We start from the raw sequence: 26,772 nt of genomic DNA, 5'->3' as shown, positions 1-26,772 counted from the left end.
CCGGAGGCGGACGGGAGCGCGGCCGATAGGCGAGGACATCGAGTGCGGGGGCCCCGCATTCATTGACGTGCGCACGACCTGTGCCATGTACCATTGCACAGGTCACATGGTGCAGGGAAGGACTCTGTTCGAGACAGAGACAACCGGTGGGTGAACGCCCTGGTGACGTCGGGGACTTGACAGTGCCGCGGTGCTGGGGCCGGTCCCGCCCGCTCCGGGCCGGACCGGGCCTAGGACGGCGCGAAGCGCCTCGGCGGTCGCACCACCGTCGTCGCGTCGGGGCGGCGTCGCTCTACCGGCGGCCGCCCAGGCGGAGGGCCGGCTGCTGCTCGTCGGTGTCCGAACGGCCGTCCGCCCACAGGGTGCGGATGTGGGCGAGGTGGCGGCGCATGCAGTCCTCCGCCTCCCGGGCCTCACCGGCCAGCATGAGATCGAGGAGGTCGACGTGCTCCTGGGCGGAGGCGACCAGACGTCCCGTCTCGTTCAGACTGCCCAGACCGTACAGGCGCGACCGCTTGCGCAGGTCGGCGACCACCTCGACGAGGCGGTCGTTGCCGGCCAGGCCCAGCAGCTCCAGGTGGAAGCGGTGGTCGGCCTCCAGGTACCCGAGGACATCGCCCTTCCGGGCCGCCGTCACGATCTGCTGGGCCAGCGGCCGCAGGGCCTCAAGCTGTTCGGTGCCGGCCGTCGCGGTGACCCGGCCCACGGTCGGCACCTCGATCAGGGTGCGGATCTCCGTGAACTCGTCGAGGTCCCGGTCGGTCATCTCGGTGATCCGGAACCCCTTGTTGCGGACCGCCTCGACCAGGCCCTCCCGGGCCAGGTCCAGCATCGCCTCGCGGACCGGGGTCGCCGAGACGCCCAGTTCCGCCGCCAGGGTGGGCGCGGAGTAGATGACGCCGGGGCGGAGTTCACCGGCGATGAGGGCGGCGCGCAGCGCGTCGGCGACCTGATCACGCAGGTGCGTCTGGACGGAGATGACCCGCGGTTCCAGATGAGGCATCTTCGTTCCTCCGTGCGCGCCGCCGTCCGGTGATCTCCCAGCATACAATGTCACGTTGTGCCGTGGAGGGGTGCGGTGGCGGTCTACGGTGCTCAGGGCGGGGCGTGAGGGTGCCGGACGTTCCGGGCGGGGACGGCGGTCACAGCAGGAACCCTTCGGGGAACGGGTCGGTGGGGTCGAGGAAGTACTGGGCGGTGCCGGTGAGCCACGCCCGGCCGGTGACGGTGGGGATCACCGCCGGCCGGCCGGCGACACGGGTCTTCGCCACCAGCCGGCCGGTGAACGAGGTGCCGATGAAGGACTCGTTGAAGAAGTCGCGCTCCAGGGGGAGTTCGCCGCGGGCGTGCAGCTGCGCCATGCGCGCGCTGGTGCCGGTGCCGCACGGGGAGCGGTCGAACCAGCCCGGGCGGATCGCCATGGCGTGCCGGGAGCGGACGGCGTTCGACCCGGGGGCGAGCAACTGGACGTGGTGGCAGCCGGTGATGGCCGGGTCCTCGGGATGGCGGGGCGGATCGGTGGCGTTGACGGCGTCCATGACGGCGAGCCCGGCACGCAGGATGTCGTCCTTGCGGGCCCGGTCGAAGGGCAGCCCCAGCGCGTCCAGCGGCAGCACGGCGTAGAAGTTGCCGCCGAACGCGAGATCGTAGGTGACCTCGCCGAACCCGGGCACGTCCACCCGGCGGTCCAGCCCGACCGCGAAGGCAGGCACGTTGCGCAGGGTCACCTCGCGCGCGGCCCCGTCCTGGACCGCGACCGAGACGACGACCAGACCGGCCGGAGTGTCCAGCCGCACGGTGGTGACCGGCTCCGTCACCGCGACCCTGCCGGTTTCCACCAGGACGGTGGCCACGCCGATGGCGCCGTGCCCGCACATCGGCAGACAGCCGGACACCTCGATGAACAGCACACCCCAGTCGGCGTCCGGCCGGGTCGGCGGCTGGAGGACGGCGCCGCTCATGGCCGCGTGGCCGCGCGGCTCGTACATCAGCAGGGTCCGCAGGTGGTCCATGTGCCGCATGAAGTGGACGCGGCGTTCGGCCATGGTGGCCCCCGGGACGACGCCCACCCCGCCGGTGACGACGCGGGTGGGCATGCCTTCGGTGTGGGAGTCCACGACGTGGAACACGTGGCGGCTGCGCATGGGCGTTCCCCCTTGTGGGAAGTGAGGGCCGGAGGACGGTCAGCCGAGGCCCTCGGCGAGGGCCTTCTCGGTGGCGGCGCGCACCTCGGCGGCCTGCTCGGGCGAAAGCGGCGTACGGGGCGCACGGCACGGGCCGCCGTACCGGCCGGCGACGTCCATGGCCAGCTTGACGGCCTGGACGAACTCGGTCCTGGAGTCCCAGCGCAGCAGCGGGTGCAGCGCCCGGTACAGGGGGAGCGCGAGGTCCAGGTCCTGTCCGGTGGCGGCCCGGTACAGGGCGACGCAGGCCCCGGGCAGTGCGTTGGGGAAGCCGGCGACCCAGCCGACCGCGCCCGCGAGGGCGAGCTCCAGCGCCACGTCGTCGGCCCCGATCAGCAGATCCAGTCCGGGCGCCCGCTCGGCGATCCGGTACGCGCGGCGCACGTCGCCGCTGAACTCCTTGACGGCGACGATGCTTCCCTCGCCGTGCAGGGTCGCCAGCAGAGCGGGTGTGAGGTCGACATGTGTGTCGAGCGGGTTGTTGTACGCCACCACCGGCACGCCCACGGCGGCCACCTCGCGGTAGTGGGCGCGTACGGCGGCGTCGTCGGCGCGGTAGGCGTTGGGCGGCAGCAGCAGGACCGACCCGGCCCCGGCCTCGGCGGCCCGCTCGGCCCAGTGGCGGGCCTCGCCGCTGCCGTAGGCGGACACCCCGGGCATGACACGGCTCCCGTCGCCGGCCGCCTCGACGGCGGTGCGCACGACGCGCAGCCTCTCCTGGCCGGTGAGCGTCTGGTACTCGCCGAGCGAGCCGTTGGGCACGACGCCGTCGCAGCCGGCGTCGATGAGCGCGCGTACGTGCTCCGCGTACGCGTCGTGGTCGACGGAGAGGTCCGGGCGCAGCGGGAGGGCGGTGGCGACCATGACGCCGTGCCATGGGCGGATACGGGTGCTTGCGGCCATGAGTCGGTGAACTCCTCTGCAGATATGGGGACTTGGCGGCAGCGGCGAAGGGCCGGCGCGAACGGTCCAAGGCCGGAGCGGGAGGTTCAGGGCAGGCGGGACAGTTCGCCGAGGGTGACGGGGCAGGAGAGCGGGCGGCGGGCCGCGCCGGGCGTGCCGAGGCCGTCGGGCGCGGTCAGCGCCGCCACCGCGTCCGCGCACATACGGCCCTGGCACCAGCCCATCCCGGCCCGGGTGAGCAGCTTGGCCGTCCGTACGTCGCTCGCGCCCAGCTCGGTGACCGCCTCGCGGATCCGGGCGACGGGCACCTCCTCGCAGCGGCACACCTCGGTGTCGTCGGTGAGCCGGCCGGTCCAGCCCGGACCCGGCCGGTGGGCGCGGGCCATGACCTCGGCGAAGCCGCGCAGCCGGTCACGGCGGCGGCACAGGTCCTCCTCCCGCGCGGTGAGGGCGGCCCGCGCGCCCGGGGCGCCGAGTTCGGCGGCGGCCGTCCGGGCCGCGAGTTCGCCCTCGACCAGAGCGAGTTCGGCGCCGCCGACCCCGGCCGTCTCGCCGGCCGCCCAGACGCCGGACACGCTGGTGCGCAGGCCGCCGTCGACCTGGACGGCTGCGGGCCCGTCGGGTGTCGTACGGGTGCGGCAGCCGAGCGCGGTGGCGAGTTCGAGCTGCGGCACCAGGCCGTGTCCCACGGCGAGGGCGTCGCACGCGATACGCCGGCGGGTGCCGGGCACCGGCCGCCACTCGCGGTCGACGGCGGTCACGGTCACCGCGCTCACCCGGTCCGTGCCGTGCGCCTCAAGCACCGCGCTGCGGGTCAGCACCCGCACGCGGTGGCGCAGCAGCAGCGCGCCGTATCGCGCGCCCTCCGCGAGCTTGCCGGTGTTGCCGGCGAGGACGCCGCCGTGGCGGGCGTAGCGCAGGTATCCGGCGGCCTCGACCACCGCGGGCACCCGGGCCCCGGCGGCGGCGAGCGAGCCGGCCACGGCCATCAGGAGCGGGCCGCTGCCGGCCACGACGACACGGCGTCCGGGCAGCACCAGCCCGGACTTGAGCATGGCCTGCGCGCCACCGGCGCCGACCACACCAGGCAACGTCCAGCCGGGGAAGGGAAGTTGCCGCTCGTGGGCGCCGGTGGCGAGGAGCAGGGCGCGGGTGTCGATGGGGGTGGCGGGGATGTGGGCGGCAGGTGCGGAGCCGTCGGGGCGGGCGGCGTCCGTGGGGGTGGTGTGCACACGGAAGGCCGCCGGTGTTCCGGCCGGCTGCCGGGTGACGGACCACACGTGGTGGTCGGCCAGGTGACGGATCCGGCCGGTGTGCCGGTGGGCGGCGAGCCGGCGGGACCAGTGCAGGAAGGCGGACCAGTCGTGCGGGGGATGCCAGGGGGCCCGGGTTCCGGTCGCGGGGCCGGTCCGCGTCGCGGGCCCCGTCCGGGAAGGGGGATGCCGGTAGTACTGGCCGCCGGGGCGGGTGCCGGCGTCGACCAGGGCCACGGTGAGGCCGTGGTCTGCGGCGGTGACGGCGGCGGCGAGTCCGGCGGGGCCGGCGCCGATCACGAGCAGGTCAGTCGGCGAGGTCGGCATGGCCGTGTCCTTCCTGGGTCGTGAGGACGTCCCCGTCATGGGCCGGGACCAGGCAGGCCCGTTGGTTGGGACGCCCGTTGACGGTGATCAGGCAGTCGAAGCAGACGCCCGTGCCGCAGAAGGCGCCGCGCGGGCGCCCCGTGCGGCGGGTGGTGCGCCAGGACATGACGCCCGCCGCCCACAGGGCCGCGGCGACGCTCTGCCCCGGCAGCGCGGTCAGTGTCCGCCCGTCGAACTCCAGCCGCGGACCCGTGCCGGGTGTGGGCGCCGGGGTGCCGGTGACACCGCCGACTCCGCCGGCCTCGGTGGCGTCGCCGGCCCTGGTGGTGTCGGCCGTGGAGACGCCGGCAGGTTCGCCGGGGGTGCCGGGGGTGCCGGGGGTGCCGGGGGTGCTGGGGGTGCCGTCGGGGTCGTCCGGGGTGTGTGCCATGGAAGTCTCCTCGGGGACCGGTGGGTGGCTCTCGCGGGAATCCGTGCGGCCCGGTCAGGTGGCCGGCGCGGGAGCGAACCGTTCGGGACGGAAGGGGGCCGGGTCGAGGGACGGCCGCTGTCCGATGAGCATCTGGCTGATCAGCAGGCCGGTCGCGGGGGCGAGACCGATGCCGGCGCCCTCGTGCCCGCAGGCGTGCAGCAGTCCCGGGACCCGCGGGTCCGGCCCGATCGCCGGCAGGTGATCGGGAAGGTAGGGCCGGAAACCGCAGTAGACGCGCAGTGCCCGCAGCCCGGCCAGCACGGGGAAGAGCCGCACCGCGCCCGCGGCCAGCCGCCGTACGGCCTCGGTGGACAGGGTGCGGTCGAAGCCGACCCGTTCCCGGCTGGCGCCGATGAGCAGTGGTCCGGCCGGGGTCCCCTCCACCACCGGGGAGGTCTGCAACGCGGCCGTGCCGCTGGCGACATCGGCGACGTAATCGGCGGCGTACACCTTGTGCCGGACCACGCGCGGCACGGGCTCGGTCACCAGGACGAAGCCCCGGCGGGGCAGCACCGGCAGGAACACGCCCGCGGCCGAGGCGAGTTCCCCGCCCAGGACGCCCGCCGCGTTGACCACGGCGGCGGCCGACAGCCGTCCGCGGTCGGTCCGTACGCCGCGCACCGCGCCCCCGGGACCCGTGCGGATCCCGGTCACCGTCTCGCCCCAGTGGCAGCGGGCGCCCGCCTCACGTGCCCGGCGCAGCAACTCTGCCGCCGCCAGGGCGGGTTGGACCTGGGCGTCCTCGGGGTAGTGGACGGCGCCCGCGAGTCCGGGGGCCAGAGCCGGTTCCAGTTCGCGCAGCCGGTCGCCGTGAACGGTCCGCATCCGGACCCCGGACTCCGCCTGCCGTGCGGCGAGTTCGCGCAGCGCCGTGAGACCGGCCTGGTCGGCGGCCACCACCACGCCGCCCTTCGCCTCGTACTCGACGCGGTCGCCGAGTTCCGCGGCGATCTTCCGCCACAGGGAGGCGGAGAGCAGGGCCAACTCCAGTTCCGGGCCCGGCTCCTTGTCCGAGACCAGCAGATTGCCCTCGCCCGCCCCGGTGGTGCCGCCGGCCGGCGAGCCGCGGTCGACGACCGCCACGGACAGCCCGGCCCGGCTCGCGTAGTACGCGCACGCGGCGCCGACGGCCCCGGCGCCGACGACCACCACGTCGAAGACCTCATCCATGCTCAGTACAATGTCACATGCTTCTCTGCGGGCCAAGGGTGCGTCACGCACATGACCGGCATACCGTCGGCCCTCTTTTGGCCATCCGTCCCGCGTTCCGGCCACATGCCGGCGCCGGCGGCCGACGGCTCCGGAACCTGGCGGTCGCAGCGCTAGGGTGCTCGCTGCGCCGAGCATGAGGGAGATCATGAAGACCGCCACAAAGTCACCCGCGATCAGCGGCACGCCGTTTCCCGTGGCGGCCTTCCGGCGGTTCGTGTCGGCCAATCTCGTCTCCGCGACCGGGTCCGCGATGGCTCCCCTCGCGCTGGCCTACTCCGTCATCGAGCAGGGCGGGGGAGCGGGGTCCCTCGGCTTGGTGCTCGCCACGAACACCGTCCCGACGATCGTGTTCCTGCTGGCGGGCGGCCTCTTCGCGGACCGCCTCTCCCGCAGCCGGATCCTGTTCCTCGGCAACCTGCTGGCCGCCGCCGCGCAGGGCGTGCTGGCGGTGACCGTGGGCGCCGGCCGGGCGACGACCGCGTCCATCGCCGTGTGCGGCTTCGTCTCGGGGACCGCGGCGTCCTTCATCGTGCCCGCCGCCCAGGGCGCCGTCGCCCAGATCGTGCCCGCCGAACATCTGCAACGGGCCAACGCGCTGCTGAGGCTGCCGGGCAACGCGGTCAAGGTGCTGGCGCCGGTCGTCGGCGGACTCGTCGTCGCCGCCGGCGGCGCGGCGTGGGCGCTGGCCTGGGACGCGGTCAGCTTCGCCGTCGCGGCCTTCCTGCTCCTCGGCCTGCGGCTGGACGCACCGCTCACCGTCGCCACCGGAGTGCTGGGCGACCTTCGGGCGGGCTGGGCCGGTTTCCGGTCGCGCACCTGGCTGTGGACCTACACGACCGCCGGGACCGTGCTCGTCGCGGCCTGGCTGACGGGCTACCAGCTCCTCGGGCCCGTCGTCGCCGCGCGGCACTACGCCGGGGCCCGCGACTGGGGCCTGGTGCAGGCGGCCATCGCCTGCGGGCTGCTGGCCGGGGCGCTGGTGTGCCTGCGCTGGAGACCCCGCCGGCTGCTCGCCTGGGCGATCGCCTCCGGCGGGGCGCTCGCGCTGCCCCTGACCGCCATGGGCTGCGGAGCGCCGCTGCCCGCGGTCCTGGCGGCCGCGCTGCTCGCGGGCATCGGGCTCGACATCTCGATCGTCGCCTGGACCACCGCGTTCCAGCGGCACGTGCCCGTCGCCGAGCAGGGCCGCATGAGCGCCCTGAACGGCGTCGGGGAGCGCCTGGCCATCCCCCTCGGCTACCTCCTCACCGCCCTCGCGGCCCACACCTGGGACGACCGGACCGTGCTCCTGGCCTGCGCCGGCCTGATCGTCGCCGCGGCCGTCCTCAATCTCTGCGTCCCGGACGCCCACCGTGTGGACCGCGTCATCGGGAACGACCGTTGCGAGAGCGCGGGCTGACCCTCACCGCGTCGGGCGGCCGCCCGTCCGGACGTCGCCGAGCCGGGCCGGACATCGCCGACGCGGGCCGGCCGCCGCGTCGCGCGGCCGGTGTCACCTCGCGCCGCGACGTGTCACCTCGCGCGGGCGGTCACCCGGCGTCCGGGCCGAGCGGCGCGCCCGGCGAGCACAGGTCGGGCGCGGAGCGCGCGGCGGCCGGTCCGTCCGGCACGGGCGGCGCCGTCCGTGCCCGGCGGGCGCCCAGCACGCCGTACAGCACCGCGGGGACGACGAGGCCGACGATCCAGGAGATGTCGGCGCCGCCGAGCGGGCCGACCAGCGGGCCGGTGTAGAAGCTGGTGGACAGGAACGGGAACTGGACGGCGAGCCCGACGCCGTAGACCAGCAGCGCGGTCCAGCGCCAGCCGCCGTAGCGGCCGTCCGGGTCGCTCAGGGCGGCGAGGTCGTAGCGCTCCCGGGAGATCAGGTAGTAGTCCACCAGGTTGATCGCCGACCACGGGGTGAAGAAGGTCAGCAGGAAGAGGAGGAAGTCGGCGAAGGAGTCCAGGAAGGAGTTCCGTCCGGCCAGCGCCACCACCGTGCCCGCGGCCATGATGCCCGCGATGTACGCGGTACGGGCGCGCCGGGACAGGACGCGCTGACCGCGGAAACCGCTCACGCTGGTCACGATCGACATGAACCCGCCGTAGGTGTTGAGCACGTTCACCGTCAGCTTGCCCAGCGCGATGACGAAGTACAGGAAGGAGGCGACCAGCCCGGCGCCGCCCAGACCCACCACGTAACCGACCTGGTCGTCCACGAAGGCCGCTCCGGCGGTGGCGGCCACCAGGACGCCGAAGGTCATCGACCACTGGGCGCCGAGCACGGTGCCGCCCAGCGTCCAGCCGAAGGTGGCGCGGGCGGACGTGGTGCGGGGCAGATAGCGGGAGTAGTCCGCGACATAGGGGCCGAACGCCAGCTGCCAGGACGCCGACAGCGACATGGCCAGCAGGAACATCGGCAGCGAGAAATGGTGGTGGTGCGCCATGTCGGAGAGGTCCACCCGGCCCAGGAGACGGGCGCCCAGATAGACGAAGGCGAGCGCGCACACCACGCTGGCCACCCGGCCCAGGACATGGATGACGCGATAGCCCACGGTCGCCGTCACCCCGGTGACCAGGGCGAACAGAATGATGCCCGGCACCGCGCCGAGATGCGTGAGCTTGCCGACCGCCTGCCCGGCGAGCACCGAACCGCTGGCGAAGAAACCTATGTACATCACCACGACGAGGACCAGCGGCACGACCGCTCCGCGCACCCCGAACTGCGCCCGCGAGGAGATCATCTGGGGCAGGCCCAGCCTGGGGCCCTGCGCCGAGTGCAGCGCCATGACCGCGCCGCCCACCAGATTGCCGATCAGCAGGGCGGTCACCGACCAGACCACGTCGCCGCCGAAGACCACCGCCAGGGCTCCGGTGACCACGGTCGTGATCTGCAGGTTGGCGCCCAGCCAGAGAGTGAACTGGGAGAACGCCGTGCCGTGGCGTTCCTCATCGGGGATGACGTCGATGGAACGCCGCTCGACCATGGCCTGCGCCACAAGCTGCTCCGTCCTGCTGAGCGCCGGCCGGGGCCGACGGGTCGGATGCGGTTCGAGGCGCTGGACACCGTGGACGCGGCACACCCGGGGAACGGGCAGCCGCGAGGGGCGCGAGGAGGAGCGCGCTCACCGCCTGCATACTGTTATGCAGGGTTCCGCTTCCTTGAATGAAATGCAATACCCGCGGATGAAAAACGCAGCTGGACGGCGGGCGGCGGCTCACCGGCAGCGCCCGGGCCCCGGTTCCGCCGCAGCGCCCCGGCCTCCGGTTCCGCGGCAGCGCCCGGGCCCTCGTTCCGCGGCGACACCCCGGCCCCCGTTCCGCTCGCGTCGGGCGAGCACCACGACCGCCTCGTCGGTGTACACCAGGAACGTGAACGTCTGCCGGAAGTACACTCGATCCCGGCCGCGTCGTGCGCGGTGTAGACGATCGCGAGATCCTCACCGAGACGCAGCTCGAAGCAGGTCGCGGACGACGGACTCACCGCCGGACGCGATGGCGCAGACGAGGAACAGCGCGGATTCGGCAGACGGAGCGATCACTGATTGCGGCTCGACCACAGACCGGCACTAGGTGTTGAGGCGCTACGGCGCCGCGCCCGCGGGGCGACGCACGGGCCGGCCCGGGGCCGGACGCACCCGCGCGTCCGGCCCCGGGTTTCCTGCCGCGGACCGGTTCAACCCAGGCCGACCCGCTCGTCAGGCGCGACCGGCCGCTCCCGCGGCGCCGGTCCCTCGGGTCTCGCGCCGCGCCATCCATGCGGCGACCACCGCGCCGGAGACGTTGTGCCACACGGAGAAGACCGCGGCGGGCAGGGCGGCCAGCGGGCTGAAGTGGGCGGTGGCGAGGGAGGCGGCGAGGCCGGAGTTCTGCATGCCGACCTCGAAGGCCATCGCGCGGGACGAGGGCCGGCCGAGGCGGGCGAGCCGTCCGCAGCCGTAGCCGAGCGCCAGACCGCAGCCGTTGTGGATCACGACCGCCAGCAGGACGGTGAGGGCGGCGGACTTCAGGGCGTGCGCGCTGCCCGCGACGACCACGGTGACGATCGCGGCGATCGCCAGCGAGGACAGCCACGGCATCGCGCCGAGCACCCGGCCGACGTACCGTCCGGCGGCCAGGCGCACGGCGAGCCCGGCGACGACCGGCAGCAGCACGGTCTTGAGGATGTCGGTCACCATCGACCCGGCGTCGACGGGAAGGTACTGGCCCGCGAGCAGCAGTGTCAGCGGCGGCGTCAGCAGCGGCGCGAGGACGGTGGAGACGGTGGCCACGGAGACGGACAGGGCCACGTCGCCGCGGGCGAGGTAGGTGACCACGTTGGAGGCCGTGCCGCTGGGCGCGCAGCCGACGAGGATGACACCGGCCGCGAGGGTGGGCGTGAGGTGCAGCAGGTGTGCCACGAGCCAGCCGAGCCCCGGCATGATGACGTAGTGGGCCACGAGGCCGAGCAGCACCGCCCACGGCCGGCGGGCCACGCCCTTGAAGTCGTCGAGGGACATGGTCAGGCCCATGCAGAACATGACGAGGCCCAGGAGGTACGGCACGTCGGGGCCGAATCCGCTGAACGTGTCCGGGAGCAGGAGGCCGACGACCCCGGCCGCGATCACGAGGACGGGGAAGACGGTGACGGCTCGGCGGGCGGCGCGGTCCGCGGGGGCGGGGGCGGCCGCGCTCCGGGCGGCGCCGGCGGCGGTCGGGGTTTCTGGGCTGCTCATAAGATGCATGTAAATACCATGTATCGGTGGGCGGCAATCCCGTCTCGGATGCCGGGCACCCCGCGTGACGCCGCCGCACCCGGGTCGGCGGCCACCACACGAATGCCCTGGCCCCCGGCGAGCGCGGCCGTCACACGTGTGCCCGCGCTCCCGGAGGCGGTCGCCGCGGTGCGGCGGGGCGGCCGGAGACCGGCCGCGCAGGAGACCGGCCGCGCCACAGAGCAGGGCGGCGCCGCAGAGCCCGCCCTGCGGCGCCGCCCGCCCTCGGTCGGCCGCTCAGGCCGGCTTGCGGTGCCGGTCAGACCAGCTTGCAGTGGTGACCTGCCTGCCAGGGCGCCCTGGTGCCGGCGCAGACGGCCACCGCGACGTTGCGCACGGAGGAGTCGCCCCACTGGAAGTGCTTCGTCCGGTTCTTCCGGGGGCCCGCGCCGGCCTCGGGGCCCGTCCACCTGTGGTACCACCGGCCCTCGAAGAGCTTCTGGTAACTCACGTAGACGTAGGCCTTGTTGCGGTCCGTCCTGGTGTCCTTGACGTAGGACGAGGAGTAGTCGATCCGGGCGTTGCGCCGGTTGTCCCAACACACGTGGAAGGCCGTGTACGCCCCGCTGACGCCGCCCTTGCGGTACTGGTGGTGCGGCCAGTTCCGCCCGCACTCCAGCCCGACGGCGGGCTGGGCCCGGTGTGCCGCCGTGGCCGGTGTGACGGTGTGCTGCGGCGCGGCGAGGGCGCTGCTCCCCGGGGCGAGCAGGACGAGGCTGCTTCCCAGCATCGCCGGGCCGGCCACGATTGCGAGATTCTTGCGGATGGACATGATGGTCCCCCTGTCCTTCGACGGTTCGGTGCGCCGCGGGGGCGCGGAAGGCCCGCGGAGGCGGAACGTAGGGATGGCTTCGGAGACGGACAGCGGTCCTTCCGCTCCAGCCGCGTGTGCGGGAACTCCGGCCGGCGGGCGCTGGCGTGCCCCACAGCAAACCTCGGACGGGTGACGCTGAACAGCGACCTCGTATATGTCTCGGTCAATGTGATTCGGGCGGTTTCAGCGGCGTATGCGAGGGAATCGGGCGGCGTGTCGCATCGCCGGGCCCGCCCTCGGGGCCCACTGCGACGGACGGGACGCCCCGGGACCGGGACCACCGCCCCGGAAAGGACCGAAAGTTCCGATACGCACCCGCCCGACCCTCACCCTTACGGGTGAAACAAGCCGTCAACATGTTGACGGATGTCCGGTCGGCGGCGCCGTCAGCGGTCGAGCGTGCCCAGGGCCGTCAGCAGCCGGTCGACGTCCTCGGCGCAGCTGTACGGCGCGAGTCCGACCCGTACGCCCCCGGCGTCGCCCAGACCCAGCCGCCGCGAGGCCTCCAGCGCGTAGAAGGAACCGGCGGGCGCGTCGACGGCGTGGCCGGCCAGATGCCGCGACACCTCGGCCGGGAGCATGCCGGCCACGGTGAACAGCAACGTCGGGGTGCGCCGCGCGGCCCGCGAGTGCACGGTGATCCCGCCGAGGTCCGCGAGCCCCCGCTCGATCCGCTCGCGCAGCGCGTCCTCGTGCGCCTCCAGCGCCGCGAAGGAGGCCACCAGACGGTCACGGCGACCGCCGCGCGCCTGCGGGTCCAGATCCGCGAGGAAGTCCACCGCGGCGCGGGCGCCGGCCAGCAGCTCATAAGGCAGAGTGCCCAGCTCGAAACGCTCGGGGACGGCGTCGCTGGAGGGCAGCAGCTTGTCCGGGCGCAGCGTCTCCAGGAACTCGGGCCGCGCGGCGAGCACCCCCAGGTGCGGACCGAGGAACTTGTACGGCGAGCACACCAGCGTGTCCGCGCCCAGAGCGGACAGGTCCACGGCCGCGTGCGAGGCGTAGTGCACCGCGTCGACGTGCAGCAGCGCGCCGACTCCGTGCGCCAGGGTCGCGATGGCCGGGATGTCGGGACGGGTGCCGATCAGGTTGGACGCCGCGGTGACCGCCACCAGCCGGGTGCGCGGCGAGAGCACCTTCGCCACGTGATCGGGGGACAGCTCACCGGTGGCCGGGTCGAAGTCCGCCCAGCGCACGGTGGCCCCCACCGATTCGGCCGCCTGGATCCAGGGACGGATGTTGGAATCGTGGTCCAGTCGGGTCACGACCACCTCGTCACCCGGCCCCCAGTCCTTGGCCAGCGTCCGGGACAGGTCGTACGCCAGCTGGGTGGCGCTGCGCCCGAACACGATGCCCCGGGGGTCGGCGCCGAGCAGGTCGGCCAGCGCGGCGCGGGCCCCGAGGACGGTGTCGTCCGCGTTGCGCTCGCCCTCGGTGGTGCGGCCCCGGTTGGCCAGCGGGCGGGTCAGCGCCTCCGCGACGGCGTCGATGACCGGCTGGGGCGTCTGGGTGCCGCCGGGCGCGTCGAAGCGTGCGGACCCGGATTTCAGCGCGGGCGTCCGTGCGCGGATCGCTTCGACGTCGAGGGCCATGTCAACTCCTGTGGGCTCGGAAGACTTCGGGCGGGCGCCGGCCGGTACGGTCCCGGAGCCGCGCGCACGGGTACGGACGGGGGTGCGCGCGCACGGGTGCGCCGAAGCCGCGCGGGCCCGCACCCGCCACGTCAGCCACATGATCGCAGCATCGGCGGGCCCGGCGACAGGGGTGCGGACACCCGTTCCGCCGAGCCCGCGCCGGGCAGGTCCGCCGAGTCCGCACCCGGGCGGTTTTGCCGAGCCCGGGCCCGGGCCCGGGCGATTCCGCCGAGCCGGGGTCCGAGCAGCCTCGCCGAGCCCGGTCCGCGGTCCCGCCGAACCGCGTCCCCCGACGAGCCCGCGTTCCGGCGGCCCGCGAGCTGCGGACCCGGCGCGCGGCCCGCACGCTGGCTGGAGAAGCCGATGCGGCCGGTCCCGACGGGACGGGGCCGAAGGGACCGAGAGAGCGGAAAGGGAAGTGAGGCGGCGTGGACGGTGAGGAGCGGGAAGAGGCCTGGGAGAACTTCCATGAGCTGGTCAACATGAAGCCGGCCCGGCTGGAGGAGTGGCTGGCGACCGAGGAGTCCCAGGACGCCGGCCAGCACAAGGACGGGGCGGAGTCCACCGGGCACGCCTCCGGCCGCCGGATCGTGGAGATCCTCCGGGCGAAGAAGGGCGACCTCTCGGACGACGACTACCAGCACATGCGCAAGGTCGTCGGCTACATCCGCCGACACCTCGCCCAGCGGCCCTCCGGCGACGTGGAGGACACCCGGTGGCGTCACTCCCTCATGAACTGGGGCCACGACCCACTGGCTTGAGGCCTACGACCTGAGACGGAAGACCGGAGACCCGAGATCGGAGGACCGGGGGACCGGGGGGCCGGGGGGCTGGGGGACCGGGCCGGGGGGCCGGAGACCTGAGATCGGAGGACCGTAGAACCTGAGGCCTGAGGCCTGAGGCCTGAGGCCTGAGGCCTGAGGCCTGAGGCCTGAGGCCCGGGGACCCTGCCCGCCCCGTCACCGGCCGGCGGTCACCACCCCCTCGTCGACGAGGAGTTCCGCGTCGGTGGCGGCCCTGACCCGCTCCGTCGTGACGCCCGGGGCGGTCTCGGCCAGCCGCAGCCCCTGCGGCGTGACGTCGATGACCGCCAGGTCGGTGATGATCCGGTCGACGACGCCGCGGCCGGTGGCGGGCAGCGTCAGCTCCTCGACGATCTTCGGGGAGCCGTCCTTGGCGGTGTGCTCCATGACCACGATCAGCCGACGGGCGCCGTGCACCAGGTCCATCGCCCCGCCCATGCCCTTGACCATCTTGCCGGGGATCATCCAGTTGGCCAGGTCGCCCCGCGCCGAGACCTGCATGCCCCCGAGCACGGACACGTCGATCCGGCCGGCGCGGATCATGCCGAAGGAGAACGCCGAGTCGAAGTACGCGGTGCCGGGGACCGTGGTCACCGTCTCCTTCCCGGCGTTGACCAGGTCGGGATGCTCCTCGCCCTCGTACGGGTAGGGGCCGACGCCCAGGATGCCGTTCTCCGAATGGAGCACCACGTGCACGCCCTCGGGAAGGTGGTTGGGGATGAGCGTGGGCAGGCCGATGCCCAGGTTGACGTACTGGCCGTCACGCAGTTCCCGCGCGGCGCGGGCGGCGAGCTGGTCCCTGTCGAGCGGCATCGTCAGTTCTCCTCGGTGACGGTACGAGCGGTATCGGCGGTACGCGCGGCACGAGCGGTCGTGGCCTCGGCCACGCCGGCGACATCGCCGCGCGCCGGGCGTACGGTACGGCGCTCGATACGTTTGTCCAGCGATGTGTCGACGGCGACCACCCGGTCCACGTAGACACCCGGCAGATGGACGGCGTCCGGCGGCAACTCGCCCGCTTCGACGACGCGTTCGGCCTCCACCACGGTGACCCGCCCCGCCATGGCGCACAGCGGGTTGAAGTTCCGCGCCGCCGCGTGGAAGACGCAGTTGCCGTGCCGGTCCGCGACCGCGGCCCGCACCAGCCCGAAGTCGGCGGTGATGGCCTCCTCCAGCAGGTGCCGGCGGCCGCCGAACTCCCGTACCTCCTTGGGCGGCGAGGCCACCGCGACGCCGCCGTACGGGTCGTGACGCCAGGGCAGGCCGCCCTCCTCGACCTGCGTGCCGACCCCCGCCGGTGTGTAGAACGCGGGGATGCCCGCGCCGCCGGCCCGCAGCCGCTCGGCGAGGGTGCCCTGCGGCGTCAGTTCCACCTCCAGCTCGCCGGAGAGGTACCGGCGGGCGAACTCCTTGTTCTCGCCCACGTAGGAGGAGGTCATCCGGACGATCCGGCCGGCCCGCAGCAGCAGGCCCAGCCCCCAGTCGTCCACCCCGCAGTTGTTGGACACCACCCGCAGACCGGACGTCCCGGCCTCGGCCAGCGCTCCGATCAGGGTCGAGGGGATGCCGCACAGGCCGAAGCCGCCCACAGCGAGCACCGCGCCGTCGGGGATGTCCGCCACCGCCTGCGCGGCCGACTCCACCACCTTGTCCATGCCGATTCCTTCCCCATCGGGATCCGTACCGTGCCGCCTGACGAGCGCACCGAGAGCCGACAGCCGTCATCTGCGGGAGAGCGGCCGTGACATGACGAGACGTCACCGAGTCGTCGGCCTTACCCGTCGTGTGCCCTCACGCGCCCCTCATGCCGCAGTCGGCGTCATGAGCCGTCACGCCCGGTGCGCCGGCTCGTGGCCGGTCCGTGGCGGAGGTCAGGCGGTTCTCACGATCGCGGCACCGCCCGGTCACCGGCCATGTGTGCCGATGCCATGACCGGGCCCCGAGGAGCGGGTGCCGGCCACATGCCGCACGGGGCGCGGCGCTCCTATCGTTCCGGCAACCACCCACCGCGATCCCACCGCCGCGGGCTGCGGGACGCCGTTCTCAGGGGGAGACGGCGCCCGGCGGCGGCGTACGGGCGACACACCTCAGGAGCCGGCCACCATGCGTTCCACCGTCACGGGCACCATCAGAAGCAGATCCGTCCCGTTCCTCACCCTGCTCGCCGCCGGGGCCCTGGTCACCGGCTGCTCCTCGGCCGGCACCGCGGGCACCTCCGCCGCCGGCGACAAGGCCTCGGACCCGGTCAAGGTGGGCCTGGTCTACTCCCGCAGCGGACTGCTCGCCGCCTACGGCAAGCAGTACGAGGAGGGGTTCAAGGCCGGCCTGGCGTACGCCACCCACGGCACCGGCAAGGCCGGCGGCCACCCGATCGAGGTCACCGAACAGGACGACGCGGGCGACCCGGCCAAGGCCGTCGCCGCGACCAAGACCCTCGTCGGCAAGGGCTACAGGATCATCGCGGGGACCACCGACTCCGGCGTGGCCCTGCAGATGGCGCCGCTGGCCGCGCAGAACAAGGTGCTCTACGTCAGCGGCCCCGCCGCCACCGACGCGGTCACCGGAGTCAACGCCTACACCTTCCGCTCCGGCCGCCAGTCCTACCAGGACACCCTCACCGCCGGCTCGCTGCTCGGCGACCCCAAGGGCAAGAAGGTCACCGTGCTCGCCCAGAACTCCGCGTTCGGGCAGGCCAACGTGGCCGCGGTCAAGGCCGTGCTCGGGGCGAAGGGTGCCGAGGTCGGCTCCGTGCTGGCGCCGCCCAGTGCCACCGACCTCACCCCGTTCGCCCGGCAGGCCAAGGCGGGCAAGCCGGACCTGGTGTTCGTCGCCTGGGCGGGCGCCACCGCCCCCGCGCTGTGGACCGCGCTGGACCAGCAGGGCGTGCTGGACGCCGGGAAGGTGGTCACCGGCCTGGCCGGCACCGCCTCGTACCCGATCTTCGGCGCGGCCGGCTCCAAGGTGTCCTTCCTCGCCCACTACTTCCCGGGCGCCGGCGGCGGCAACCCGGTGGAGAAGGCGATGCTCGACGGCATCACCAAGGCCGGCGGCACCCCCGACCTGTTCAGCCCCGACGGTTTCACCGCCGCCCAGATGATCGTGCACGCCATCGAGTCCGGCAGCGCCACCGACACCTCCGCCATGGCGAAGGCGCTGGAGGGCTGGAACTTCGACGGGCCCAAGGGCAAGGAGCAGATCCGCGCCGCCGACCACGCCCTGCTCCAGCCGATGTTCACCGCCAGGCTGAAGGGCGCCGGCACCGCCGCGCGGCCCCAGCTGCTCGACAGTGTCCCCACGGCGGCGGTGGCGCCCCCGGTGAAGAAGTCGGTGGGCTGAGAAGATGACCTCCTCGAACGCGGCGCCGAGCGCCGACGCCGCCTCGGCCGCGGACGGGGCCGGCACCTCCCCGGCGCCCGTGCTCGTCCTGCGCGACGTCGGCTGGACGGTCGGCGGCGCCACCATCGTCGACTCCGTCTCCTTCGACGTCCCCGAAGGCGAGTTCCTGGCCTTCATCGGCCCCAACGGCGCGGGAAAGTCATCCCTGTTCAACCTGGTCAGCGGCATCAACCCGGTCTCCCGGGGCACCATCGAGCTGGACGGCGCCGACATCACGACCGAGGCCGCCTACGCCCGGGCCCGGCGCGGTCTCGGCCGCACCTTCCAGACCTCCAGCCTGTGGCCGGGCATGACGGTCGCCGACCATGTGCGGCTGGCGGCGCAGGCCGCCGGCGGCGGCTCGTACCGGATCTGGCGCCGCGCCGGCACCTATGTGAAACAGGTCGCCCGCGTGCTCGAACGCACCGAGCTCGCCCACCGTGCCGACACACCCGCCGACTCCCTCTCGCACGGCGAGAAACGCAAACTGGAACTCGCCGTGCTGCTCGTCGGCGAACCCCGGCTGATGCTCCTGGACGAGCCGATGGCGGGTGTGAGCGCCGAGGAGGTGCCCGCGCTGACCGGGCTCATCCGCTCGCTGCACCGCGAGGAGGGCCGCACCGTCCTCATGGTCGAGCACCACATGGACGTACTGCTGGGCCTGGCCGACCGGCTCGCCGTGATGCACCACGGCACGCTGCTGGCCCTGGACACACCCGAGGCCGTGATGGCCGACCCCACCGTGCAGCAGGCCTACCTCGGGGAGGAACTGTGAGCAGCCCCGCACCACCCCCGCCGACCCCCGCACCACCCCCGTCGGCCACCGCCGCGCGCGCCGCGGCCACCGCACCGCCCCTGCTGACCGTGCGCGGACTGCGCGTCGTCATCGGCGGCCGGCACATTCTGCACGGCGTCGACCTGGACGTGGCGGCCGCCGGCACCACCGCCCTGCTGGGCCGCAACGGCGCCGGCAAGACCACCACCGTGCGCGGCATCCTCGGCCTCGTCCCCCGCACCGGCAGCGTCCTGCTGGACGGCGCGGAGACCGTGCGCGTGGCCACCCACGCCCTGGTGCGCCGGGGCATCGGCTACGCCCCCGAGGACCGCGGCGTCTTCGCCGCCCTCACCGTCGCCGAGAACCTGCGCCTGGCCGAACGGCCCGGCGCCGGCGAACCGGCGTACGACCTGGTGCACGAACTCTTCCCGGAACTCAGGCAACGCGCCCGGCAGGCCGCCGGCACCCTCTCCGGCGGCCAGCAGCAGATGGTCGCCATCGCCCGCACCCTGCTCAACGGCAACCGACTGATCATCGCCGACGAACCCACCAAGGGCCTGGCGCCCAAGGTGGTCACCGAGGTCGCCCAGGTGCTGGAGCGCGCCGCCGAGGCCGTGCCGGTGCTGCTGGTGGAGCAGAACCTCGCCCTGGTGCGCCGCCTCGCCCGGCACTGCGCCGTGCTCGCCGACGGCCGCACGGCGCACCGCGGCCCCGCCGCCGAACTCCTCGCCGACCCCGAGGCGACCCGCCGGCTCCTCGGCGTCGGCCACGGCGGACACGGGAGCCGGGGCGACCGGACCGACGGCCGAGAACACCGCGACGACCGAGGCGACCGGGGAACTCCGGCGGACCGGGAAGACCCGAGGGACCGAGGCGAGCGAGGGGATCGACGCAGTCGAGGGGATGCGGACACCCGCCTCCAGGCCCCCGCCGCACCAGCCCACACCGCGGCGCACCCCGCCGCACCGACCGAGGAGGCGGACGCCTGATGTCCACCGTCGTTCTGCTCACCCTCACCGGACTCGGCCTGGGCGCGCTGTACTTCCTGGTCGCCTCGGGCCTCTCGCTCATCTTCGGCCTGATGGACGTGCTCAACTTCGCCCACGGAGCACTCATGTCCGTCGGCGCGTACGGCACTTGGTGGGCGGCCTCCGGTCACCTGCCCGGCGCCGGCTCCGGCGGAGCGGGCTTCGTCCTCGCCGTCGCGTTCGGCACCGCGGCCGGCACCCTCGCCGCCGTCCTGCTCGAACTCGCCGTCATCCGCCCCCTCTACACCCGCCCCCGCGAGCAGATCCTCGCCACGGTAGGCGTCGGACTGGCCGTGCCCGCACTGCTGTCCGCGATCTGGGGCGCCGACGCCCGGCCCTTCCCCGGACCCGAGGCGCTGTCCGGCACCTTCGGCCTGCTGGGCGCCGAAGTACCTCTCAACCGGTTGGTGCTGATCGCCGCCGCCGTCGTGGTCCTCGCCGCGCTCAAGCTGTTCCTGGGCCGCACCCGGCACGGTCTGGTCGTCCGCGCGGGCGTCGAGGACCGGGCCATGGTCACCGCGCTCGGCATCGACGTGCGCAAGGCCTTCACCCTGGTCTTCGCCATCGGCGGGGCCGCCGCGGCCCTCGGCGGCGCGATCGGCGGCCTCTACTTCGGCTCGGTCGACCCCGCACAGGGCACCTCCCTGCTCATCTTCGCCTTCGTGGTCGTCGTCATGGGCGGCATGGGCTCGCTCACCGGCGCGGCGCTCGCCTCCGTCGCCGTGGGCCTCGTCCAGCAGTTCGCCAACTACTACACCAGCGCCGGACTCGGCGACCTCGCCGTCGTCGTCCTGCTCGCCGCCCTGCTGCTCGTCCGGCCGCGTGGGCTGACCGGGAGACTCGCATGACCACCGCCACCCAGCCGCGCGGCGAGACCCGCACGGCCGACCACCCCTTCGACCTGCGCGCCGGGCGGCTGCGCCGCGTCACCCGCTGGTGGCCGGCCCTGCTGCTGGCGGTCCTGTTCACCGCCCCCTACAGCGCGCTGCCGCTGCCCGGCCTGCTGGACGGCCCCATCGGCAGCCCGGGCAACCTCCAACTCCTCGCCCTGTGCCTGCTCTTCGGCGCCCTCGCCACCGGCTACGACCTCCTGCTCGGCCGCACCGGGCTGCTGTCCTTCGGGCACGCGCTGTACTTCGCCGCGGGCACCTACGTCACCAACACCGTCATGCTGGAGGCGGGCCTGCCGTTCGCCCTGTCCGCGCTCCTCGGCCTGCTCGCCGGGGTCGCGCTGTCCGCCCTGCTGGGCGCGGTCAGCCTGCGGGTGAGCGGCATCGGGTTCTCCATGGTGACCCTCGCCTTCGCGCAGGCCGGCTCCATCCTCGTCCAGCGCGACCCGGGCGGCCTCACCGGCGGCGAAGAGGGCAGGGCCGCCCCCGCCGACAAGCTGCCCGCCTCACTGGTCGGCATCGACCACACCGCCGGCCTGTACTGGATCGCGCTCGCCTACCTCGTCGTGGTGCTGTTCGTCGTGCACTGGGCGGTCCGCTCGCCCACCGGCCGGGTGTGGGAGGGCATCAAGGAGAACGAGCGCCGGGTGGAGGTGCTGGGGCTGCGCCCGTACGGCTTCAAGCTGACCGCCTTCACCCTGGCGGGCACCCTGGCCGCGCTCGGCGGCATCGTCTACCTGCTGCTGACCGGCGGCGCCACCCCGCAGACCACCACCTCCGACTTCACCCTGTCGCTCCTGGTGATGGTGGTGCTCGGCGGCTCCGGCACCCGCTGGGGCCCCATGGCCGGCGGCATCCTCTACACCTGGGCCGACCACCGGCTCGGCGACCTGGCCAACTCCGGTGCCGTCGCCGGCCTGCCCGCCGTGCTGCGGGTGCCGCTGTCCCAGCCGCTGTTCCTGCTCGGCGCGCTGTTCGTCGCGGTGATATACCTGCTGCCCGGCGGTATGGCCCGGCTGCCGGCGCGACTGCGAGCCGCCCGCACCCCCACGGCCCGCAAGGAGGCGTCCCACCCGTGAGCCGCACCACGAACGACGAAGACATGACGCAACATCAGTCGACCGGCCGGCTCCCGCCCGAGGAACTGCGGGTGCCGGTGCCCGGCGGTGAACTGGCCGTACTGCGCTGGCCGGCCGCCGCCCCTGGCGCACCGGTCGTGCTGGCGCTGCACGGCATCACCGCCAACGCCCTGAGCTGGGCCCGCGTCGCTCACCACCTGGCCGGCCGGGTCACCCTGGTCGCGCCCGACCTCAGGGGCCGGGGCGGCAGCGGCGGGCTTCCCGGCCCGTACGGCATCGCCGCGCACGCCGACGACATGGCCACCGTGGTGGACGCCCTCGCACTCGGCCCGGTGGTCCTGACCGGTCACTCCATGGGCGCCTTCACCGCCGCCCTGACCGCCGTGCGCCACCCCGGTCTGCTGTCCGGCCTGCTGCTGGTCGACGGCGGCGTGGGCTTCCCCGCCCCCGCCGGCCTCGACCCCGACGAGCTGATCACCGCGGTCATCGGCCCGGCCATGCGGCGCCTGTCGATGACCTTCCCCGACCGGGACGCCTACCGCGACTTCTGGCGGGGCCACCCCGCCTTCGCCGCGGCCTGGTCGCCGTGGGTGGACGCGTACATCCAGCGCGACCTGGTGGGCGAGGAGCCCGAGCTGCGCTCCTCCTGCCGCATCGACGCCGTACGGGTCGACGGCATCGACCAGCTCGGCGAGCAGGTGCTCGGCGCCGTCCACCGGCTGCCCCGCCCCGCCGTGCTGCTGTGGGCCGAACGCGGCCTGATGGACGAGCCCCAGGGCCTGTACGACGAACAGCGCCTCGCCGCCGCCCGGCTCGACCCGCACCTGGTCCGGCCGGAGGTCGTGCCCGGCACCAACCACTACACGATCCTCGTCGGCGACGACGGCGCCCGCGTCGTCGCACGCCACCTGCTGACCGCTGCGGGAGTGCCCGACACGGACGGCCACTCCCGCAGCCGACCCTAGGGCGTGTCTGACGAGTTCCCGCCTGCCTCGCGGGGGAGAGGTCAACTGCCCGACAGCAGGTGCAGACGCAGGGCGAGTTGGAGTTCGAGAGCGTGTTCCGGGCTGTTCCAGTCGGGCCCCAGCAGGGTCTGGACCCGGTCCAGCCGCTGCACCACCGTGTTGATGTGCACGTGCAGTCGGTCCTTGGCCCGGGTCAGGCTCCCGCCGCAGCCGAAGTACGCGTGCAGGGTCTGGACCAGCTGGGTGCCCCGCTGGGCGTCGTACTCCAGCAGCGGTCCGAGGGTGGCGGCGACGAAACCGTCCACATCGTGCTCCTCGCCCAACAGCACACCCAGAAAACCCAGTTCGCCGGCGCAGGCCCCGCCGCCGTCCCGGCCGAGCACCCGCATGGCCCGCAGGCAGCGCGAGGCCTCGGCGTGCGCGTCCGCGATCGCCCTCGGCCCGGCGGCGGGCCCGGCGCCGGCGACCGTGACCGGGGCGCCGACCAGCTGGGCGAGCTGCGTGGCGGCGGCCCGGGCCGCCGCGCCCGGCCCGCCGTCGTCCCAGGGCAGCAGCAGCACCGCGGCGCCCGCGTGCTCCGCGCTGACGCTGCCGCTGCCGAACAGGTACCGCACGGCGGCCCCGGCCAGCCGCTCCCGCACGGCCGCGCCGGCCTCGGCGACCAGCAGCACATGGGGCCGGTTCAGATCCACACCCAGGCGCCGGCCGCGGTCCACCAGGCCGACGGGGTCCCGGTCCGGGGCGGTGAGCAGATCCGTCATCAGGTCGCCTCGGACCCGGTTCTCGGTCTCGGCGACCGAGCGCCGCAACAGGAGCAGCAGTGAGGTGACGACACCGCTGCGCTCGAACAGGCGCCGGTCGGGCCCGTCCAGGTCCGGCCGCCCGTGCAGGACCAGGCTGCCCAGCAACTCCTGCCCGGCCAGCACCGCGCACACCCAGCGCCCGCCGCGGAACACCGCGTGCGCGGCGGCACGCGACTCCTCGGCGGCGGCCACCAGCGCCGCGGCGTCGTCGACGCCCGCGGCGCTCCCCGCACTTTCGGCATCCGCGCCCGCGCCGACGCCCGTTCCACCGTCGAGGGCGGTCGAGGTGAGCGGCCGCCCGCCGCTGTCGTGGACCGCGACGTCCCCCTCCAGCAGGCCGGCGACGGCGGCGGCCACGTCCGACACGTCGCCCCCGCGCAGCACGAGGTCGGTGAGCCGGTCATGGGACTCCTCGGCGCGCTGCATGGCGGCGGAGTGCTCCCGGATCACCGCGTTCGCCTCGGCCAGCTCCGCCAGCGCGGCACGCGCGTCGGCCATGGCCTTGGCGGTGTCGATGGCGATGGCGGCGTGGTCGGCCAGCGAGCACAGCAGGGCGACCTCGTCGGGGGAGAAGGTCCGGGGCGCCCGGTCGGCGGCGAAGAGCGCGCCGATGACCTTGCCGCCGCTTCCCGAGCCCAGCAGCAGCGGCACACCCAGGATGGCGACCAGGCCCTCGTCCAGGACACCGGCGTCGATGCTGCCGGTGTGGTGGAACCGCTCGTCGGTGCGGTAGTCCGGGGACGCGTAGGGCCGCGCCGTCTGCGCGACCAGACCGCCCAGGCCCTCGCCGAGCTGGAGCCGCAGATTCTGGAACAGTTCGGACACCGAGCCGTCGGTGACGCGCATGTAGGTGTCCCCGGCCGCCTCGTCGGGGAGGGTGAGGTAGGCCGTGTCCGTGCCGAGCAGCATCCTGGCGCGGCGGACGATCGAACGCAGCACCGCGTCGAGGTCGCGCAGCGCCGCGAGGTCGCCGGCGGTGTCGTAGAGGGCGGTCAGCTCCGCCTCCCGCCGCCGGTGCTGCCGCAGCGTGCTCCGCACGCGCAGCGCCGTACCGGCGGCCTGCTCGACCTCCGTGATGTCCCGCGGATCGGCTCCGCTTCGCCGCGCCTCGGCGGTGACGGCGCCGAAGTCCTCCGGCGGGGCGTCCGAGGCGAGGAGTTCGAGCAGCCGGCGCAGGTGAGGGGCGACGGAGGTGGTGTTCTTGGGCATGGGCGGACCGTAGTCGGGAGAGGGCAGGCGTGGGGAGGGGGGAGACGGCGGGAGCGGGAGCCGCCCAAGGGGGCCCGGAGGATCAGGCCCCCTCGTCGCGGCGGTCGGAGGACGGCCGGAAGTCCGAAGGCGCCGGCCCGCTCCGCGCGGCGGACGGAGGAGGACCGGAGGACCCGGCCCCCTCGTCGCGGCGGGCGGGCCGCCGGGCGTCAGGTGGACGCGGTCGCCTGCTGGTCGGTGGCGGCGGCGGCCGGTCGCGGCGCGCCCTCACCGGCGGGCTCGACCGCGGCCAGGTCGCTGCCGCGGGTCTCCCGGGCGACGGCCACGGCGACCACGGTGATCACGGCGGACAGCCCGACGTACACCGAGATCGGCACGGAGCTGCCGTAGGAGCCGAGCAGCGCCGTGGCGATCAGCGGTGCGGGCGCCCCGGCCGCCACCGAGGAGAGCTGGGCGCCGATGGACGCGCCGGTGTAGCGCATCCGGGTGGCGAACAGCTCGGAGAAGAACGCCGCCTGCGGGGCGTACATGGCGCTGTGGAAGACGAGGCCGACGGTGACGGCGAGGACGAGCGCCGGGAAGGACTTGGTGTCCAGCAGGCCGAAGAAGGCCCACGACCACGCGCCGACGCCGACCGCGCCCACCAGGTAGACCGGCTTGCGGCCGACCTTGTCGGAGAGGGCGCCGAACAGCGGGATCAGGCAGAACTGCACGGCCGAGCCGATCAGCACCGCGTTGAGCGCCGTCTGCTTGCCGATGTCGAGGTGTTCGACGCAGTAGGTGAGGACGAAGGCGGTGATCACGTAGTAGGAGATGTTCTCGGCCATCCGGGCGCCCATGGCGACCAGGACGTCACGCCAGTGGTTGCGCAGAACGGCGACGAACGGCAACTGCTCGGCCTTCTGCCGCGCCTTGCGCTGCTCGGCCTTGGCCAGCGCCTCCTTGAACAGCGGCGACTCGTCCACGGACAGCCGGATCCACAGACCGATCATGACCAGCACGGCCGAGAGCAGGAACGGCACCCGCCAGCCCCAGGAGTTGAAGGCGTCGTCGCTGAGCGTCCCGGTCATCAGGGAGAGGACGCCGACGGCGATCAGGTTGCCGGCGGGCGCGCCGCCCTGCGGCCAGGACGCCCAGAACCCGCGCCGCCTGGCGTCACCGTGCTCGGACACCAGCAGGACCGCACCGCCCCACTCGCCGCCGAGAGCGAAGCCCTGGATCAGACGCAGCGTGGTGAGCAGCAGCGGGGCCGCGACGCCGATCGTGTCGTAACCGGGCACACAGCCGATCAGGGCGGTGGAGCCGCCCATCATCAGCAGGCTGATGACCAGCAGCTTCTTGCGCCCGACACGGTCGCCGTAGTGCCCGAACACCACGGCCCCGAGCGGACGCGCGGCGAAGCCGATGGCGTAGGTGAGGAAGGAGAGCAGCGTCCCGGTCAGCGGATCGGAGTCGGGGAAGAACACATGGCCGAAGACCAGGGCGGCGGCGGAACCGTAGAGGAAGTAGTCGTACCACTCGATGGTGGTCCCGATGAGGCTGGCGGCGACGATGCGCTTGAGGTGGTTCGGAGCTGGCGGAGCGGCTGCGGGCGACGACATCGGCACCACTTCCTGGCGTGTGACGGGGACGTTTACGTGTCGCCACACCGTAGGAACGGGCAGGTGAGAGGCGTATGTGATGGGACACCATAGTTTCGGGCCGGGGGGTGCGGGTGCCCACCATGGGGGCCGTGGGGGAGCCGCGCGAACGGTAAGGAAACGGCTTCCGAGGGAGGTGAAGGGGGGCGTCCGAGTCGCCCTGTTCCGGCACGCTATGGAAGGTCGTCACGAAATCCCGTGCTGGTTCGGTGCTGACCAAAAGCCCATGTCATCACCTGTCCCCGCTTCTCCCGTGCTGACTTGGTGCTGACCACGCCGCGTGGAACCAGGACGTTCGGGACCGATCGGCCGTCAGTCGCCGTGCAACTGGGGGTCCTCGACGGTGACGAGGTGCTGTTCCTCGAACGCCTTTCGGCATCGAACGCGGTGATCAACTACACCCGGATCGCCGGACGCCTGCCGCTGTACGCCTGCCGCTGTACGCCTCGTCCAGCGGTCTGGTGCTCCTGGCCCACGGCCCGGCAGACCTCAAAGAACGGCTGCCGGCCGGCCCGCTCGCTGCCTATACCCGAGCGACCCCGGCAACACCCGCCCGGCTGCGTCGCGGTGTCGGTCGTAGTGCTGGGCATATCGGCACCTCACCCTCTTCGGTTAATCGACTCTAAAGGTTGAGTCGTTGCACTTATTGGTTCGGTGTGCTTTTCTGGTGTGACGGC

The 26,772-nt window shown here is 73.8% G+C and carries 21 protein-coding genes and 1 pseudogene; 8 read left to right on the top strand and 14 right to left on the bottom strand.

What is annotated here, in order from left to right; all coding sequences use genetic code 11:
- Window positions 1-292 precede the first annotated feature (292 nt).
- The 6 genes from ACH5A8_RS30015 to ACH5A8_RS29990 form a co-directional block, all read right to left on the bottom strand.
- Window positions 293-1,003, bottom strand: a complete 711-nt coding sequence (locus ACH5A8_RS30015) for a GntR family transcriptional regulator (protein WP_399007106.1) — start codon at window positions 1,001-1,003, stop codon at window positions 293-295.
- A 139-nt stretch (window positions 1,004-1,142) separates the two neighbouring features.
- Window positions 1,143-2,144 carry a proline racemase family protein gene (locus ACH5A8_RS30010; protein WP_399007105.1) on the bottom strand — a complete coding sequence of 334 codons (1,002 nt, stop codon included), beginning with the start codon at window positions 2,142-2,144 and terminating at the stop codon, window positions 1,143-1,145.
- Window positions 2,145-2,183: 39 nt separating this feature from the next.
- Complete coding sequence (locus ACH5A8_RS30005) at window positions 2,184-3,086, bottom strand: dihydrodipicolinate synthase family protein (RefSeq protein ID WP_399007104.1); 903 nt, start codon at window positions 3,084-3,086, stop codon at window positions 2,184-2,186.
- Between the two features lie 86 nt (window positions 3,087-3,172).
- Window positions 3,173-4,666, bottom strand: a complete 1,494-nt coding sequence (locus ACH5A8_RS30000; protein ID WP_399007103.1) for an NAD(P)/FAD-dependent oxidoreductase — start codon at window positions 4,664-4,666, stop codon at window positions 3,173-3,175.
- Window positions 4,647-4,907 carry a (2Fe-2S)-binding protein gene (locus tag ACH5A8_RS29995; RefSeq protein ID WP_399007234.1) on the bottom strand — a complete coding sequence of 87 codons (261 nt, stop codon included), beginning with the start codon at window positions 4,905-4,907 and terminating at the stop codon, window positions 4,647-4,649. Before ACH5A8_RS29995 ends, ACH5A8_RS30000 begins: the two co-directional genes overlap by 20 nt.
- 243 nt (window positions 4,908-5,150) lie before the next feature.
- Window positions 5,151-6,308 (bottom strand): NAD(P)/FAD-dependent oxidoreductase, encoded by a 1,158-nt coding sequence (locus ACH5A8_RS29990; protein WP_399007102.1) that lies wholly within the window; start codon window positions 6,306-6,308, stop codon window positions 5,151-5,153.
- A gap of 187 nt (window positions 6,309-6,495) precedes the next feature.
- Here ACH5A8_RS29990 and ACH5A8_RS29985 point away from each other — a divergent pair, with 187 nt between their 5' ends.
- Window positions 6,496-7,749 (top strand): MFS transporter, encoded by a 1,254-nt coding sequence (locus tag ACH5A8_RS29985; protein ID WP_399007101.1) that lies wholly within the window; start codon window positions 6,496-6,498, stop codon window positions 7,747-7,749.
- A gap of 130 nt (window positions 7,750-7,879) precedes the next feature.
- Here ACH5A8_RS29985 and ACH5A8_RS29980 read toward each other — a convergent pair whose 3' ends face one another.
- The 4 genes from ACH5A8_RS29980 to ACH5A8_RS29965 form a co-directional block, all read right to left on the bottom strand.
- On the bottom strand, window positions 7,880-9,316 hold the full coding sequence (locus ACH5A8_RS29980; protein WP_399007233.1) for a purine-cytosine permease family protein: 1,437 nt from the start codon (window positions 9,314-9,316) through the stop codon (window positions 7,880-7,882).
- Between the two features lie 711 nt (window positions 9,317-10,027).
- Window positions 10,028-11,044, bottom strand: a complete 1,017-nt coding sequence (locus ACH5A8_RS29975; protein WP_399007100.1) for a bile acid:sodium symporter family protein — start codon at window positions 11,042-11,044, stop codon at window positions 10,028-10,030.
- Window positions 11,045-11,342: 298 nt separating this feature from the next.
- Window positions 11,343-11,855, bottom strand: a complete 513-nt coding sequence (locus ACH5A8_RS29970) for a hypothetical protein (protein WP_399007099.1) — start codon at window positions 11,853-11,855, stop codon at window positions 11,343-11,345.
- A 428-nt stretch (window positions 11,856-12,283) separates the two neighbouring features.
- Window positions 12,284-13,486 (bottom strand): cysteine desulfurase-like protein, encoded by a 1,203-nt coding sequence (locus ACH5A8_RS29965; RefSeq protein WP_399007098.1) that lies wholly within the window; start codon window positions 13,484-13,486, stop codon window positions 12,284-12,286.
- Window positions 13,487-13,956: 470 nt separating this feature from the next.
- Here ACH5A8_RS29965 and ACH5A8_RS29960 point away from each other — a divergent pair, with 470 nt between their 5' ends.
- Complete coding sequence (locus ACH5A8_RS29960) at window positions 13,957-14,289, top strand: DUF3140 domain-containing protein (RefSeq protein WP_399007097.1); 333 nt, start codon at window positions 13,957-13,959, stop codon at window positions 14,287-14,289.
- Between the two features lie 198 nt (window positions 14,290-14,487).
- Here ACH5A8_RS29960 and ACH5A8_RS29955 read toward each other — a convergent pair whose 3' ends face one another.
- Together ACH5A8_RS29955 and ACH5A8_RS29950 are read right to left on the bottom strand one after the other, a co-directional pair.
- A complete protein-coding gene (locus tag ACH5A8_RS29955) occupies window positions 14,488-15,144 on the bottom strand; it encodes a CoA transferase subunit B (protein ID WP_399007096.1) in 657 nt (218 codons plus the stop codon).
- Between the two features lie 2 nt (window positions 15,145-15,146).
- Complete coding sequence (locus ACH5A8_RS29950) at window positions 15,147-15,992, bottom strand: CoA transferase subunit A (RefSeq protein WP_399007232.1); 846 nt, start codon at window positions 15,990-15,992, stop codon at window positions 15,147-15,149.
- A 442-nt stretch (window positions 15,993-16,434) separates the two neighbouring features.
- Here ACH5A8_RS29950 and ACH5A8_RS29945 point away from each other — a divergent pair, with 442 nt between their 5' ends.
- The 6 genes and pseudogenes from ACH5A8_RS29945 to ACH5A8_RS29920 all read left to right on the top strand — a co-directional run bounded on the left by ACH5A8_RS29945 (window position 16,435) and on the right by ACH5A8_RS29920 (window position 22,443).
- Window positions 16,435-17,667 (top strand): substrate-binding domain-containing protein, encoded by a 1,233-nt coding sequence (locus ACH5A8_RS29945; RefSeq protein WP_399007095.1) that lies wholly within the window; start codon window positions 16,435-16,437, stop codon window positions 17,665-17,667.
- A gap of 4 nt (window positions 17,668-17,671) precedes the next feature.
- Window positions 17,672-18,481 carry an ABC transporter ATP-binding protein gene (locus ACH5A8_RS29940; RefSeq protein WP_399007094.1) on the top strand — a complete coding sequence of 270 codons (810 nt, stop codon included), beginning with the start codon at window positions 17,672-17,674 and terminating at the stop codon, window positions 18,479-18,481.
- 89 nt (window positions 18,482-18,570) lie between these two features.
- Window positions 18,571-19,254 (top strand): annotated as a pseudogene (locus tag ACH5A8_RS29935) (ABC transporter ATP-binding protein); the annotation flags it as partial.
- Between the two features lie 215 nt (window positions 19,255-19,469).
- A complete protein-coding gene (locus tag ACH5A8_RS29930) occupies window positions 19,470-20,357 on the top strand; it encodes a branched-chain amino acid ABC transporter permease (protein WP_399007093.1) in 888 nt (295 codons plus the stop codon).
- The gene (locus ACH5A8_RS29925; protein ID WP_399007092.1) at window positions 20,354-21,478 is read left to right on the top strand and encodes a branched-chain amino acid ABC transporter permease; all 1,125 of its coding nucleotides are present in this window, start codon (window positions 20,354-20,356) and stop codon (window positions 21,476-21,478) included. The genes ACH5A8_RS29930 and ACH5A8_RS29925 overlap by 4 nt, the downstream gene beginning before the upstream one ends.
- Window positions 21,479-21,501: 23 nt before the next feature.
- Window positions 21,502-22,443, top strand: coding sequence for an alpha/beta hydrolase (locus tag ACH5A8_RS29920; RefSeq protein WP_399007231.1), 942 nt, complete (start codon window positions 21,502-21,504; stop codon window positions 22,441-22,443).
- Between the two features lie 41 nt (window positions 22,444-22,484).
- Here ACH5A8_RS29920 and ACH5A8_RS29915 read toward each other — a convergent pair whose 3' ends face one another.
- Together ACH5A8_RS29915 and ACH5A8_RS29910 are read right to left on the bottom strand one after the other, a co-directional pair.
- On the bottom strand, window positions 22,485-24,455 hold the full coding sequence (locus ACH5A8_RS29915; RefSeq protein ID WP_399007091.1) for a helix-turn-helix domain-containing protein: 1,971 nt from the start codon (window positions 24,453-24,455) through the stop codon (window positions 22,485-22,487).
- Window positions 24,456-24,664: 209 nt separating this feature from the next.
- Window positions 24,665-26,056: an MFS transporter gene (locus ACH5A8_RS29910; RefSeq protein ID WP_399007090.1), complete on the bottom strand. Its 1,392-nt coding sequence runs from the start codon at window positions 26,054-26,056 to the stop codon at window positions 24,665-24,667.
- Between the last annotated feature and the right edge of the window lie 716 nt (window positions 26,057-26,772).

Origin of the sequence: Streptomyces sp. NPDC018610 (assembly GCF_044391765.1) — a bacterium.
Classification (GTDB): Bacteria; Actinomycetota; Actinomycetes; order Streptomycetales; family Streptomycetaceae; genus Streptomyces.
The sequence above is the reverse complement of the archived record's forward strand: the minus strand, read 5'-3'. Positions and strand labels throughout refer to the sequence as shown.